This window comes from Mediterraneibacter sp. 210702-DFI.5.30 (assembly GCF_020560115.1).
Classification (GTDB): domain Bacteria; phylum Bacillota; class Clostridia; order Lachnospirales; family Lachnospiraceae; genus Mediterraneibacter; species Mediterraneibacter faecis.
In genome coordinates this window covers 1-206 of the sequence record NZ_JAJCME010000306.1, presented here as the reverse complement: position 1 = coordinate 206, position 206 = coordinate 1, and the positions used below count along the sequence as shown (strand labels likewise).

At 36.4% G+C, this 206-nt stretch carries 1 protein-coding gene; it reads right to left on the bottom strand.

Features of this window, described 5'->3' with window-relative positions:
• Positions 1–206: YibE/F family protein (locus LI126_RS15655; RefSeq protein ID WP_227165804.1), on the bottom strand; the 206-nt coding region annotated here is incomplete at both ends.

Sequence of the window (206 nt, the reverse complement as noted above, 5' to 3'; positions counted from 1 at the left end):
AAAAGAAGTTAATACCATTATCATCTCGGCAACAAAAATCTTATTATTCATAATCGTTCCAAATGAGTAATGCAATCCAGCAAACCAGATAAAAAGCGTTAAAAAGCCGCCAAAAAAGCCAAAGAACAATGTATTAAAAGTCGTTCCAATAATCTGTCCGCCAATTGCCATGCCGCTTTTCACAATCTGAGCAGTCGAGATATCAG